Annotated in this window: 13 protein-coding genes; 5 read left to right on the forward strand and 8 right to left on the reverse strand. The window is 43.0% G+C overall.

What is annotated here, in order from left to right; genetic code table 11:
- Positions 1–11: 11 nt before the first annotated feature.
- A complete protein-coding gene (minD, locus tag BDE27_RS07290; protein ID WP_099132236.1) occupies positions 12–824 on the forward strand; it encodes a septum site-determining protein MinD in 813 nt (270 codons plus the stop codon).
- A gap of 3 nt (positions 825–827) precedes the next feature.
- Positions 828–1,097, forward strand: a complete 270-nt coding sequence (gene minE / locus BDE27_RS07295; RefSeq protein WP_047770052.1) for a cell division topological specificity factor MinE — start codon at positions 828–830, stop codon at positions 1,095–1,097.
- A 181-nt stretch (positions 1,098–1,278) separates the two neighbouring features.
- On the opposite strand, the gene rnd is transcribed toward minE, so the two are convergent.
- The 5 genes from rnd to yoaA all read right to left on the reverse strand — a co-directional run bounded on the left by rnd (position 1,279) and on the right by yoaA (position 8,075).
- Entirely contained in the window at positions 1,279–2,409 is a 1,131-nt protein-coding gene (gene rnd, locus BDE27_RS07300; protein WP_099132237.1) for a ribonuclease D, read from the reverse strand.
- A gap of 102 nt (positions 2,410–2,511) precedes the next feature.
- On the reverse strand, positions 2,512–4,203 hold the full coding sequence (gene fadD / locus BDE27_RS07305) for a long-chain-fatty-acid--CoA ligase FadD (RefSeq protein WP_099132238.1): 1,692 nt from the start codon (positions 4,201–4,203) through the stop codon (positions 2,512–2,514).
- A 474-nt stretch (positions 4,204–4,677) separates the two neighbouring features.
- Positions 4,678–5,262: a Slp family lipoprotein gene (locus tag BDE27_RS07310; RefSeq protein WP_099132239.1), complete on the reverse strand. Its 585-nt coding sequence runs from the start codon at positions 5,260–5,262 to the stop codon at positions 4,678–4,680.
- A gap of 120 nt (positions 5,263–5,382) precedes the next feature.
- Positions 5,383–6,078 carry a tRNA (adenosine(37)-N6)-threonylcarbamoyltransferase complex dimerization subunit type 1 TsaB gene (gene tsaB, locus BDE27_RS07315; protein WP_099132240.1) on the reverse strand — a complete coding sequence of 232 codons (696 nt, stop codon included), beginning with the start codon at positions 6,076–6,078 and terminating at the stop codon, positions 5,383–5,385.
- 80 nt (positions 6,079–6,158) lie between these two features.
- Positions 6,159–8,075 carry a DNA repair helicase YoaA gene (gene yoaA / locus BDE27_RS07320; RefSeq protein ID WP_099132241.1) on the reverse strand — a complete coding sequence of 639 codons (1,917 nt, stop codon included), beginning with the start codon at positions 8,073–8,075 and terminating at the stop codon, positions 6,159–6,161.
- 102 nt (positions 8,076–8,177) lie between these two features.
- On the opposite strand from yoaA, the gene BDE27_RS07325 reads away from it, so the two are divergent.
- Complete coding sequence (locus BDE27_RS07325) at positions 8,178–8,522, forward strand: RidA family protein (protein ID WP_099132242.1); 345 nt, start codon at positions 8,178–8,180, stop codon at positions 8,520–8,522.
- 93 nt (positions 8,523–8,615) lie between these two features.
- Here the strand turns inward: BDE27_RS07325 and mdtI are convergent, their stop codons facing one another.
- The 3 genes from mdtI to zwf all read right to left on the reverse strand — a co-directional run bounded on the left by mdtI (position 8,616) and on the right by zwf (position 11,510).
- The gene (gene mdtI, locus BDE27_RS07330) at positions 8,616–8,948 is read right to left on the reverse strand and encodes a multidrug/spermidine efflux SMR transporter subunit MdtI (RefSeq protein ID WP_099132243.1); all 333 of its coding nucleotides are present in this window, start codon (positions 8,946–8,948) and stop codon (positions 8,616–8,618) included.
- A gap of 1 nt (position 8,949) precedes the next feature.
- Entirely contained in the window at positions 8,950–9,375 is a 426-nt protein-coding gene (gene mdtJ, locus BDE27_RS07335; RefSeq protein ID WP_099132244.1) for a multidrug/spermidine efflux SMR transporter subunit MdtJ, read from the reverse strand.
- Between the two features lie 659 nt (positions 9,376–10,034).
- Positions 10,035–11,510: a glucose-6-phosphate dehydrogenase gene (zwf, locus tag BDE27_RS07340; protein ID WP_099132245.1), complete on the reverse strand. Its 1,476-nt coding sequence runs from the start codon at positions 11,508–11,510 to the stop codon at positions 10,035–10,037.
- Positions 11,511–11,981: 471 nt separating this feature from the next.
- Between zwf and BDE27_RS07345 the strand changes: the two genes are divergently transcribed.
- Both BDE27_RS07345 and pyk read left to right on the forward strand, forming a co-directional pair.
- Entirely contained in the window at positions 11,982–12,830 is an 849-nt protein-coding gene (locus BDE27_RS07345) for a MurR/RpiR family transcriptional regulator (RefSeq protein ID WP_047770038.1), read from the forward strand.
- Positions 12,831–13,060: 230 nt separating this feature from the next.
- Positions 13,061–14,503 carry a pyruvate kinase gene (gene pyk / locus BDE27_RS07350; RefSeq protein ID WP_099132246.1) on the forward strand — a complete coding sequence of 481 codons (1,443 nt, stop codon included), beginning with the start codon at positions 13,061–13,063 and terminating at the stop codon, positions 14,501–14,503.
- The last annotated feature ends 243 nt before the right edge of the window (positions 14,504–14,746 follow it).

Consider the following 14,746-nt stretch of genomic DNA (forward strand, 5'->3'; position numbering starts at 1 on the left):
GGAATCGCTTCATGGCACGCATTATTGTTGTTACATCTGGTAAAGGTGGCGTTGGCAAAACCACTTCAAGCGCGGCCATTGCTACCGGCCTCGCTCAAAGAGGAAAAAAAACCGTCGTTATTGATTTTGATATCGGTTTACGGAACCTCGACCTAATTATGGGCTGTGAACGCCGTGTGGTTTTTGACTTCGTGAACGTAATTCAAGGTGACGCCAGCTTGAATCAGGCAATTATCAAAGATAAACGCACAGATAATCTCTATATTCTGCCCGCATCCCAAACCCGTGATAAGGAAGCACTCACCCGAGATGGTGTTGAAAAGATTCTGAATGAATTGGATCAACAAGGATTTGAGTTCATTATCTGTGATTCACCTGCTGGTATTGAAAGCGGCGCATTGATGGCGCTCTACTTTGCCGATGAAGCAATTATTACAACAAACCCGGAAGTTTCTTCTGTTCGTGACTCTGATCGTATTTTAGGTATACTGGCATCCAAATCCCGCCGTGCAGAACAAAGTGACGAACCTATCAAAGAGCACCTTCTGCTGACGCGCTATAATCCAGGGCGTGTGAACCGCGGCGATATGCTGAGTATGGAAGATGTACTGGAAATTCTGTGTATTCCTTTGCTTGGCGTTATCCCAGAAGATCAATCTGTTCTCCGTTCATCCAACCAGGGAGAACCCGTCATTTTGGACAAAGATTCTGACGCGGGTAAAGCATACGAAGATACTGTCTTACGTTTACTCGGTGAAGAACGGCCTTTCCGTTTCATCGAAGAAGAAAAAAAGGGCTTTTTAAAACGCCTGTTTGGGGGGTAACGCATGGCTTTGTTAGATTTCTTCCTGTCGAGAAAAAAACCGACGGCCAATATCGCCAAGGAGCGGCTACAAATCATCGTGGCAGAGCGGCGCCGTGGTGACTCCGAGCCTGCCTATTTGCCCGACATGAAACGGGATATTCTGGCTGTAATTTGTAAGTATGTACAAATCGATCCAGATATGCTTTCTGTGCAGTTTGAGCAAAAAAATGATGATATCTCTGTACTAGAACTAAATGTAACATTACCTGAGGTTGAGGAATCGCCAAAATAGCAGTATCAAACGACGCTATTTAATTTAAGGTGGTGATTTTTGTAAAACAATTTGTTATTTAAATAATAGATCAGGAAATAAAAACAATTTTCCCTGCCTATATATCAGGCAGGGAATCAAATTTACATCTTAAGTACTACATCTCATAATAAATAAGACCATGATGGTGATTGAATTAACGCTATTCCTGCGAATAATTTGCCAATATTTCAGCGATAGGTTCAGCCAGTAACTTGCCTCGCCAGCCCCTGATTAACTCAGGTTGATATTCCGGCGCTTTCAATTTCCAATGCCAACAAAGTAATTGATTAATTTGACGGCGAGAAGCCAGCAGTTCGGCACTGAAATGATGGGATTCCCCCACCTGAGTGACCAAAGATTTAATTTCTTTAAACGCCTTACGATAACCAGGATAATCAACCAAATTCACAATTTGAGCCGGGCACTCTTCTGCTGGAATATCCCTGCTCTCCGCGACCATCGCCAACAACCGGCGACCATGACAACGAATTTCTTGTCCACTCAATCCCAAAGCGTCCAATTCAGCCAAAGAAGTTGGCATATAACGGGCAACCTGCCATAAATTTTCTTCGCGGATCACAAAATTAACTGCCAGATCACGCTCACGAGCCTGATTTAAACGCCATGCAGCCAGTTTTTTCAAACAGGCCAATTGCCTTGGGCGCAATTGCCATGCGTTACCAATATCCTTATAAGCATATTCCGGCATCAATACTTCTTTACGGCGTTGTGCTATCAAGTTACTTTCATCTCTTGCCGCATCCAAATATCCCACCTGCCCTGTTTTTTCCATCAAGATATCGGCCAGCGGTAATAAATAGTAAACATCTGCCGCAGCATATTGACATTGCTTTTCGCTCAACGGTCGAGCCAACCAATCAGTGCGGGATTCACTCTTATCCAATTCGATATGCAAATACTCAGCAACCAATGTCGCAAAGCCACATGACATAGGATGACCAATAAATGCAGCCAGTACCTGAGTATCAATCATGGGCTCTGGCAAGCACTGGAAACTATTACTAAAAACCTCTAAATCTTCACTGCCAGCATGAATAAATTTTAATACGTTCGGATCAGTCAATAGCTCCCTAAAGGGCTGCCATTGCGAAATTCCGAGGGGATCAATCAGAGAAAGCTGTTCACCATCAAACAGTTGTATCAAACCTAATTGGGGATAATACGTCCGTGTACGTACAAATTCAGTATCCAGTGCAATTCTTGCGTGTTTTTTTGCCTGCTCACAGGTTGACTGTAATTGGGCATCGGTAGTAATCAACTGATAATTCAAAACATCATTCTCTTAACCATTCATAAGACATGCTCAACAACGCCGGTAAAACCGGCGCTGTTGATGTGCAATGGGATATGGCAATTTTGGCAATAAATAGGCTCAATTTGTAGCAGCATTATCCACTTTTGCCAACTCTTCATTGCGAAGTTCTCTGCGGAGAATTTTACCAACATTCGATTTTGGCAGTTCATCGCGAAATTCAATGAGCTTCGGCACCTTATATCCAGTCAGGTAACGACGGCAATGCGTTTTAAGTTCATCCTCAGTCAAACTGGGATCTTTGCGTACCACAAATATTTTGACAATTTCTCCTGAGTTCTCACTCGGAACGCCCAATGCTGCCGACTCTAACACTTTAGGATGGGAAGAAACAATATCTTCTATTTCATTTGGATAGACATTAAATCCGGAAACCAGAATCATGTCTTTTTTCCGATCCACAATGCGGAAAAAACCTTTTTCATCTACGCTGGCAATATCCCCAGTTGCCAACCAGCCATCTTTCAACACCTCATCCGTCGCATCAAGTCGATTCCAGTAACCTTTCATTACCTGTGGTCCACGCACCCACATTTCACCTACTTCGCCCGGTGAAACTTCATTACCATCATTCCCTACTAGCTTCATTTCTGTTGAAGCAATGGGGAAGCCAATGCTACCACTGTAATAGGTCAAGTTATGCGGGTTAGCTGAAACCAAAGGAGAACATTCCGTCAATCCATAACCTTCCAGTAGATTACGACCTGTCAGGTTTTGCCACTTTTCAGCTACCACTCGTTGCACAGCCATGCCGCCACCAACAGATAAACGTAATGAGGAGAAATTCAGCTTCTGGAATTCCGGATTATTCAGCCAGGCATTGAATAGCGTGTTAACACCCGATAATGCAGTAAAGCGATAACGCGATAGCTCCTTGACCGTACCGTTTACATCGCGAGGGTTGGTAATCAACAAATTCTGCCCACCCAATTCAATAAAGAACAGGCAATTTATCGTTAAAGCAAAGATATGATACAACGGCAATGCAGTTACCACTAACTCTTGCCCTGGCTTCAATAACGGAGAATAACAAGCCCTGGCTTGTTCGAGATTTGCCAGAATATTACGATGAGTCAGCATTGCACCTTTTGCCACACCTGTGGTTCCCCCCGTATATTGCAGAAAAGCCAAATCGTCGCTTTTTACATCCGGTTTGACATACTGCATACGGTAGCCTTTATGAATCGCACTACGGAACGAAATGGCATCCGGTAAGTGATATTTAGGCACGAGCCGTTTGACATATTTAACGACAAAATCAACAAGGGTTCCTTTGGGACGAGAAAGCTGGTCACCCATGCGCGTCAAAATAACGTTCTTGACTTGCGTATTAAAGACAATCTTTTCTAGGGTATGTGCAAAGTTAGAAACGATAACAATGGCAGATGTGCCACTATCATTAAGCTGATGTTCCAATTCACGCGGGGTATAGAGCGGGTTCACATTTACAACAATCATACCTGCACGCAGAATACCAAATAGTGCCACGGGGTATTGCAGTAAATTGGGCATCATTAATGCCACCCGATCCCCTCGTTTCAGCCCCAGACCATTCTGTAAGTAGGCAGCAAAGGCACGGCTACGCTCTTCCAATTTACGGAAAGTCATTACCTCGCCCATATTGATAAATGCGACTTGATCGGCATAACGCGCTACAGCATTTTCAAACATTTCAATCAACGACGAATAACGATCGGGATCGATTTCTGCCGGAACATCTGCCGGATAATGTTTTAGCCAAACTTTTTCCAAGTTGAATACTCCTGAAATCTAATTGCGATGTAACCACTGACCATAAAACAAACCTGACTTGTATATTTAACAAATTATTAACTCAGCGTACCAGTTTGCAAAGCAACAATGTTCAGGTTGGCGATACACATCACTAATTTAATACTATCAATTACTGCAAAAAAATAAGGCAGCTTTTGCCGCCTGATTATTTTTCATTACTTATCAACTAATTAGTTAAATTATTAGCACTTGGATTTATAATTAGTTAATTATACACCGATTTACTAATTTTTGGCCTGGAGTCTTACTATTATTCCAAATAGTTATAAATAAGATATGTCAGTTAAAGGATAATTCTTAGGTGTTCATGTCACAAAATAACGGAAAGTTGTCTCTTTTACAGACGGGATAACCCCTAGTATCCCAGTGGCAGGTTTGTTTTTGTTGGGGGACAAATGCCTGCCACCAAATACCCTTTGGTTGGCAAGAGGTTTATTCAGTTAAAATTGTTTCAACTGATACAGGCTGGAGTGGTGAATAACCGCGCCAAAACGGATCATAAGGGTTGCCATAATAGCTCCATGGATCAGTTCCTACAGCAGGAGGAAAAATCATTCTCTGAGATTCATACCAACGTTTCACTCCTGTTGCATTCATCACAACGTAATTATACGGGCTATTACCTACTTTTCCTTTTTCAAGACCAGTAATCAAACCTACAACAGTCACATAATGATCTTTAAAATCACTGGGTTCTAAAAAAGTATTCACGTAGGCATAAACTCGTCCCAAAGAAGGTACATCCAAACGTGGGGAAGCATTGCCTGCTAGTGGCATGGCAGATATTTCTAATCGAGTCTGGCTTTTTTCATTCAAGACACTAAGTACTTTGCCACCAAATCTCCCTTCATGCCCAATGTATAACTCAGGCATATTCTTGACAGAAAGCAGATTTTCCACTGGTGTTTTAGTCGTTCCTTTAATAACATCAGGAACTGACACACAGCCCACAAGTACCAGGGTTCCCAATAATGCCACCGCTTGCAGTATGCTTCGAGAGTATATTCCATTGAGCATAACGCCTCCAACGCAGAAAAATCTTATTAGACTAACCATCCATCTGGTTAGCCATACTCTGGCCCTTTATACTCATGGACACCGCTTTCTGCCACAAGTTGCATGAATTTTATAAGCGCCTTAACGGCCCGGCAATTTTTTCCATGTCACTTCATTACGTAAGTAAACGGGTTCAGCATGTTCAACCGCTGTCGCTTCCCCCGCTTCCCACATCTGAATGGCCAACGGCAGCATATCTTCCGCATGGGGTAAAGTAACATCGCTTGCTGTCAGCATTAAGTGGCTGTCTAATAATTGAGGATAGGCTTCCCATCCCGTTCCAGCAATTCCCCATTCGCCTGACAAGGAATTCATAATCTCTTGCACTTGTTCAGGTTTCAAAACCGCTTCCGTTTCATCGCCCTGCCATTCACCTTGTGAATTACGAATGTATTGTCCCCAGTAAACTTCCCCCATCCGCGCATCAATAGCAACCAAAACGTTTGTTGCTCCTTTTAAGCGAAAAGCCCCTTGCGCTATTGTTTTCAGCGAGGAAACACCAATCATCGGTAATTCAGCACCCAGTGCCAGCCCTTGGGCGATACCAACACCAATCCGTACACCGGTAAAACTACCCGGTCCACGGCCAAACGCTAACGCATCCAATTGTTGCAGGTTCACTCCACCTTTTGATAAAACCGCTTGAACCATCGGTAAAATACGTTGAGTGTGCTCCCGTGGGGAAATTTCAAACTGTGCCTCAATAGCACCTTCATTCCAAAGCGCAACAGAACAGGCTTCAGTTGCAGTATCAATAGCTAAAATTCGCGTGGACATGCCTTAACTCCGGCAAGATATAGGATTCAAAACAAGGGGCTATACTACCATAGCCCCAACATCATCGCCCCGACATTTTATTACCCAGACCGCAGTGGGCCTGAGTTCAAAAAAGCAATTGCTTTTGATAAATCACGGGTACGGGAAGCGGGAGGCAGGCTATTTAAAAAAACCTCACCATATGGACGCATCACCAGACGATTATCACAAATGACCACAACGCCATAATCATCAATATCACGGATCAGGCGTCCAACGCCCTGCTTCAAATCAATCACAGCATCGGGAAGCTGAACCTCGTGAAAAGCATCCCCGCCCTTAAGTTGGCAATCCTCAATACGGGCCTTAAGCAAAGGATCATCCGGCGCAGTGAACGGCAATTTATCAATAATAACACAGGACAATGCATCACCGCGGACATCCACCCCTTCCCAAAAGCTGCCGGTCGCCACCAGCAATGCATTACCCGCAGAGATAAATTGTGTCAGAAGTTGTGTTTTGCTCGTTTCACCCTGTACTAATACTGGCAATGTCATACTAGCACGGAACTCTTCCGCCAAACTGCGCATCATTTGGTGAGAAGTACAGAGAAAAAAACAGCGTCCTTTATTGCTTTCAATTAATGGTTTCAACATACGAGCCAGCCATTTTGCACCACCATTTTGGTTAGGTGATGGTAAATGACGCGGAACACACAATAACATTTGACGTTGATAATCAAATGGACTAGACAAGAGTAATGTCTGGGCTTGTTTTAGCCCTAAACGTTCAGTGAAATGATTTAGCTGTTCATTGACCGACAATGTTGCCGATGTAAAAATCCAACTACCTGATTGTTCACGGATCATCTCACTGAATTTGTCGGCAACAGATAACGGTGTTAATGCCAGCAAAAAATGCCGCCCATAACTTTCGAACCAATAGCTGTAATTAGGTATACTGACATCAATCAGACGCTTAAGGCGATTGCGGTAAACTGTTGCCCGTTCAAAAGCCGCATCCAACATGGCTGAACGCCCTAAAGAGAGCTTCATCACGTCATAACAAAGCTCAAGGGCATCATCCAACCGCACTAATGCGCGCTGAACTTGCTGCTGTTGCAAGGCCTCACGAAGATTACCCCGATAGCTGTTTTCACCTAATGACAAACGGAAATCTTGTGCACTTTGGCTGAGACGATCTGCGCTTTTTTGCAATTGTGCCTGATCCCGCACTTCAGTACGGTAAGCCATGATGATATCACGCGATAAATCCATCAATTGGCGGCTACTTAACTGCTGACCAAAATATTGGCTGGCAATATCAGGGATCTGGTGAGCCTCATCGAAAATCACCACATCAGCCTGCGGGATTAACTCACCAAATCCGGTATCCTTAACCACCATATCTGCCATAAACAGATGATGGTTAACAATCACCACATCGGCTTCCATCGCTTTTCGACGGGCTTTCAGAACGAAACATTCCTGATAGCATGGGCAATCACTGCCAAGACAATTGTCATTAGTACTCGTGACCAATGGCCAAACGGTACTATCTTCCGCCACTTGATGACAGGTGCTGATATCACCATCTTTTGTATGGCCTGACCAATGCTTCAATTTGATGACTTCCGCCAAGATTTCAGCTTCCAACTGGGAATTGCCGATTGTTTGTTGCTCAAGGCGTTCAAGGCATACATAATTTGAGCGCCCTTTTAATAGCGCCAGATTGCCTGTAAAACCTAACGCATCAACGATAGTAGGTAGATCTCGATTGTAGAGCTGATCCTGCAATGCCTTAGAACCCGTAGAAATAATCACTTTTTTACCGGAGCGCAAAGCAGGTACCAGATAAGCAAATGTTTTACCGGTTCCCGTTCCTGCTTCTACGACCAATTGTTGCTGTTTTTTAATCGCAACTGTAATAGCTGAAGACATTTCCCGCTGAGCATCGCGTGGCTTGAAACCTGGTATAGCTTTGGCTAGTATGCCATTTTTCGCAAAATCGTCTGACACAAACAGTCTCTTTCAATAAAAAATGTGGCAGAATTATGCCAATACTAAGTTGTAATAACTACTCAATTCAGCAAAAAACTGGATAAATTAACAGGAGATTTAATGACTATTAAACGCATTGATCCAGATACCCGTTGGTCAGAAGCGGTCGTTCACAATGACACTATCTATTATACCAGCGTGCCAGAACAACTGGATGGTGATATTACAGAGCAAACCGCCGATACTCTGGCAGCCATTGATACCCTGTTACACCGTCTTGGTTCAGATAAAAGCAAGATCTTAGACGCTACGATTTTTCTGGCGGATAAGGCTGATTTTGCAGGCATGAACGCCGTTTGGGACACATGGGTTGTTGCCGGAAGTGCTCCAGTCCGCTGTACTGTTCAAGCAGCATTGATGGACCCTAAGTATAAAGTAGAAATTAGAATTATCGCCGCTTTATAATCTGCACTTATCAAAAAAACATGGCATTGAATGAGTTATTGCTCGTTCAATGCCATGTTTACAAAATGAAGTTTAAGGAATGGAGAGTAAAAATTAAGCCATCTTAATAATAATCATGCCAATTAATAGCAACAAAATACCACTCCATCCCTTAAAATTCAGTCGTTGATTAAACATTATCCAGCCAGCCGCCACTGTAGCAATAATGCCAAATGCACCCCATAAGGCATAAGCGACGGAAAGTTCTATCCCTTTCACTGCCTGGGCCAACGCACTAAATGCGCCCAAAACAGCAACCAGAGACAAAATACCCATCCAGAAGCGCTGAAATCCATTGGATAATTTCAATAAAATATTTGCCACAATTTCCAAAACAACAGCCAGAATCAGGAACGCACCATGCCACCATTCAAATTGAGTTAGCATATCATGCCTCCCTGATTTGCTTGTTCGAAATATTGTTTAATGCTCTTAATGGATTATTTTGGGATGCATTGCTTTTTGTTGCATTGTTTGAAGCTTGGCCTTGGCTCTTTTTCTCCCCCATCTTGATCAAGGCAATTCCGGCTATCAACAATACCAATCCACTAATTTTCATCAATGACAGTGACTCGTTGAACCACATCACACTAAAAGTGGTAATAAACAGGATCCCAATACCTTCCCACAGTGCATAAGCCACGCCCAATGCCACTTTTTTCACAGCAACGGCCAGCAAAATATAAGAAGTTGTGATCATGGTGTACATCACGACCATGCCTGTAAAATCACCCGAAACACTGGCTTGTTTCATTGACAGAGTACCAATCACTTCTGTCACAATCGCCAATACAAGAAACACCCAATAAATCATTTTTTCTCTCCTGAACATACTAATAAGCATGCCAAGATATCAAGCTATAAAGGCCAACAAAGTCGGCTACAAATGCAATAACGCAATATCAGAATCAAACTGACTTTTTAGCGAAATATTTTGGCAAACAACAATTGCCGATGAAGAACCGGTTAGCAGGAGAAGGCCCTAAAGGGCGCCGCACCAGTAGTGCTCACTGGATAAGATAGTTGAGAGGAAAAAAACATGGGTACAACGTTGAATTTTGTTACTATGTTGAATGTTGACGCTTTTGGCGCTATTCATGATGTTTTATTCTTTCATCACACGATAACCATACAGCTATTATACAAACATCGCGTGATATACTACGAACCCTCATATAAGTAAATGAATGGCATATTTCTATCATAACCCAAAATAAAAAGCAATGATTTGTATTTGGTAAATCAAACTCCACTTTCAGTAAAAAAGTGGATTAACAGGTTATTTATCCTAAAGTTTCCTTATCCAGATATCAAATTTAGTATCTCGCTTAAGCAAAATAAGAGTTATTAACTTTCTTCCTTAAAAATTCCGCAAATGCTAAAGCATAAATATTTATACAAACATCAGCCGGACATTAGATCCGGCTATTATTTTATCAATAAGTAAATTAATGCGAGTTAAAAACACGCAGATTATTCAAATTCATTCCATGAACGACCATCACGCGTAATCATAGCGATAGAAGCCACTGGCCCCCACGTGCCTGCCTGATAAGGTTTCGGTGGTTCATTATCCGCCGCCCATGCATCCATAATGGAATCCACCCATTTCCAAGCTTCTTCCACTTCATCACGACGGACAAACAATGCCTGAATGCCGCGCATTGCTTCCAACAATAACCTTTCATAAGCATCAGCAAGATGCGTCTGGTTAAATGTTTCAGAAAAACTCAGATCCAGTTTGGTAGTTTGCAAACGGTGTTTATGTTCCAACCCTGGGGCTTTATTCAGCACTTCAATATCAATACCTTCATCTGGCTGCAAGCGGATTGTCAATTTATTTTGAGGTAATTGCTGGTAGGATTCAGCAAATAGGTTCAGAGAAGGCTCTTTGAAATAGACGACAACTTCAGAACATTTAGCTGGCAACCGCTTTCCGGTCCTCAGGTAGAAAGGCACTCCAGACCAGCGCCAGTCATCAATATCGACACGAATCGATACAAAAGTTTCCGTTTTACTGGCTTTATTCGCCCCCTCTTCTTCCAGATAACCGGGAACTTTCTTACCATGTACAAAACCTGCAGTATATTGCCCGCGAACGGTTTTTTCCCTGACATTGGTCTGATCAATCCGACGCAATGAACGCAGCACTTTCACTTTCTCATCGCGAATGCGATCTGCTGTCAGGTCAGCCGGTGGTGACATGGCTATCATAGTCAGAATTTGCAGAAGATGATTTTGGATCATATCGCGCATCTGCCCTGCCTGATCAAAATAGCCCCAACGCCCTTCGATACCAACTTCCTCAGCAACAGTAATTTGCACATGATCAATCGTGCGATGATCCCAATTATTGACGAAAAGCGAGTTGGCAAAACGCAACGCTAACAAGTTCAATACCGTTTCTTTCCCCAAATAATGGTCAATACGGTAAATTTGGCTCTCATTGAAATATTTTGCAACTTCATCATTAATCGCTCTGGAAGAGGCAAGATCTGTTCCCAGTGGTTTTTCCATCACCACACGGTTGGGTTCCGTATTCAGCCCCGCAGCGCCCAATCCATGACATACTGCTCCAAATGTACTTGGAGGCATAGCAAAATAGTGAATAGCGGGTAAGTCATCTTTATTAATTATTTTTGCCAATTCGGTAAAATGTCCTGTCTCATTTACGTCCAAATTACAAAATTCCAGACGCGAACGGAGCTTCTTCCACAATTCTGAGTCTGGTTTCTCGGACATAAATGTCACCAATGCTTCTTCAACGACTTTGGTATAGGCTTTTTTATCCCAGTCAGCTCGACCGACGCCGATAATTCGGGTATCAGGATGGATATAACCCGCTTTTTCCAACTGGTAAAGGGAAGGCATTAATTTCCGGCGTGCTAAGTCTCCTTTCGCCCCAAAAATTACCAAATTACAAGCCTGAGCTGTAGACGTCACCGCCATGTTGCATCTCCTCAATTACGGGATATTGTAATTTTTTTACAGAATCTGTGGGTAATGTACTCTTTTGGTTATATGCAGTAAACACTGATTATTCATGGGTTATTCATATAGCTCTTCGTATTTGACGTTACTGCTGGATTAGCGACAAAATGAAATCCATTGGACGCAGTCTATTAAATAACCGAACATCCGTTTTCTGTACACTGCTTTCACATCCATGGTAATTTTGTATTCACTAGCAACGTGGTCAGAATTCATACCGATTAGTAATTATAAACTGAAAATTTACAACGATTAAGAAGTAATCTTACCAAGTTGAAAGTTAGACACTTGTCATATTTTCATGAAAAATCCCATATTATCCGGTTATTGCCACTGCCAGCTTTCAATAACAAGTAGTATATTTTCATGAAAATGAAATAGATTTCTCCTGTTAATGAAATCGTTAAAACCGAGGTTAAACTTCGTTTTATGAACACACTGGAACGGCTCCAAAATAGTCTTGATGTTTTGAGTAAGTCAGAGAAAAAAGTTGCTCAGGTCATCCTTGCTTCACCACAAACTGCCATCCATTCAAGCATTGCCACTCTGGCTAAAATGGCAAATGTGAGTGAGCCGACGGTTAATCGTTTTTGTCGTCGTCTCAACACCAAAGGGTTTCCTGACTTTAAATTGCATCTGGCACAGAGCCTCGCCAATGGTACACCTTATGTGAACCGCAATGTGGAAGAAAGTGACAGCGTCACCTCTTATACAAACAAAATTTTCGAATCAGTAATGGCAAATCTGGAAACGGTTAAAAGTAATCTCGATATTGCAGCAATTAACCGAGCAGTCGACCTTCTGACACAAGCCAGAAAACTCTCTTTTTTTGGTTTGGGGGCATCAGCCGCTGTGGCCCATGATGCCATGAACAAATTTTTTCGCTTCAATATTCCAGTGACCTATTTTGACGATATCGTGATGCAACGAATGAGCTGCATTAGTAGTACCGAAGGAGATGTTGTCGTATTAATTTCTCATACCGGAAGAACAAAAAGCCTTGTAGAAATTGCTAAACTGGCCCGCGAGAACGATGCAACAGTGATCGCCATTACCTCGACAGGCTCCCCATTAGCGCACGAAGCAACCCTCCCCATTCTGTTGGATGTACCCGAAGATACAGATATCTATATGCCGATGGTCTCAAGAATTGCTCAATTAACCATCATTGATGTGCTGGCAACTGGTTTCACACTGCGCCGCGGCTCAAAATTCAGGGATAATTTGAAGAGGGTCAAAGAAGCGTTGCGTAATTCACGGTTTGATAAGCCCGAATAAACCAGAAAATAGACTGTGTTTTTGTTCACTATTTATCAACTCTCCAGACTGATAGCATATGTAGACTTTTCCCCACTGCATATTCGCAGTGCGGGGTTAATAATCAATAAATTAAATGGTTATCCTACGGTAATCGAAAACTCATATACCCAATGGATTTCAAGTTCCCCCCCAACGATGCGGCAACTTGAAAAACAAAAGGTATGCTTCATAGGTCAACGGAGTAATACATGTCCAGACGGCTCAGAAGAACAAAAATTGTCACTACACTTGGCCCAGCTACAGATCGTGACGACAATCTAGAAAAAGTTATCCAAGCGGGAGCCAACGTCGTCCGCCTTAATTTCTCTCATGGCACTGCGGAAGATCATATCCAACGTGCTAATAAAGTGCGCGAAATTGCTGCTCGTTTAGGTTGTCATGTTGCTATCCTCGGTGATCTTCAAGGACCCAAAATACGCATATCCACCTTTAAGGAAGGAAAAATTTTCCTGAATGTTGGGGATAAATTCCTGCTGGATGCCAATCTAAGTAAGGGAGAGGGAGATAAAGAAAAAGTCGGTATTGACTATAAAGGATTGCCATCTGATGTAACGGCTGGTGATATCCTGCTATTGGATGATGGACGCGTTCAATTGAAAGTCCTGGAAGTTCAGGGGATGAAAGTCTTCACAGAAGTGACTGTGGGAGGCCCGCTTTCCAACAATAAGGGCATCAATAAATTGGGCGGCGGGTTATCAGCCGAAGCACTGACAGCAAAAGATAAGGAAGATATCATCACAGCAGCCAAAATAGGTGTTGATTATCTTGCGGTTTCTTTCCCTCGTTCAGGTGAAGATTTGAATTATGCTCGCCGTCTCGCACGAGATGCAGGCTGTGAAACCCAAATCGTTGCAAAAGTTGAGCGAGCGGAAGCTGTTAGCAGTGATGAAATTATTGATGAAATTATTCTGGCATCGGATGTTGTCATGGTCGCTCGTGGTGATCTCGGTGTTGAAATTGGTGACCCTGAACTGGTTGGTGTACAGAAGAAACTGATCCGCCGCGCTCGCCAACTGAATCGTGTCGTGATTACAGCCACACAAATGATGGAATCCATGATCACCAACCCAATGCCGACACGTGCTGAAGTCATGGATGTCGCCAATGCGGTACTGGATGGTACTGATGCTGTTATGCTCTCTGCTGAAACAGCTGCGGGGCAGTATCCTGCGGAAACTGTTGCCGCTATGGCACAAGTCTGTCTTGGTGCGGAAAAAATGCCAAGTGTCAATGTTTCCAAACATCGCCTGGATATTACATTTGATAGCATTGAAGAAGCGATTTCAATGTCTACCATGTATGCAGCCAACCATCTGAAAGGCGTCAAGGCAATTATCGCCATGACTGAATCTGGCCGCACGGCTCGCATGATGTCCCGCATCAGTTCTGGCCTGCCTATCTTCTCTATGTCTCGCCATGAATCAACCTTAAACCGTACCGCCCTTTATCGTGGTGTGACGCCAGTTTATTGTAGCTCACATACTGACGGGATCGCTGCGGCAAATGAAGCAGTGAATCGCCTGCGCGATAAAGGCTATCTCATCTCTGGGGATTTGGTACTCGTGACCCAAGGTGATCAAATGGGAACTATTGGCAGTACCAATACCTGTCGCGTACTTGAAGTAGAATAATCTCAATATAAATAATAAAATATAGGGCTGTACTATCACGGCCCTCTTCTTACTATAAGAACTACGGTCATGTATTCAATATGTTGTTCTTCATCTATAATGCCCTTTTTGCGAGATAACATACATGGCTACAGTGGAAGTAGTATGTCGATTTTGTCGCCAAACAAAGGACATTAAAAAAACACGGTATTGGCAAAGGTGGTCACCAACGTTATCGTTGTTTATCCTGTCATCGTACTTTCC

The organism is Xenorhabdus ehlersii (assembly GCF_003610465.1).
Taxonomy (GTDB): Bacteria; Pseudomonadota; Gammaproteobacteria; order Enterobacterales; family Enterobacteriaceae; genus Xenorhabdus; species Xenorhabdus ehlersii.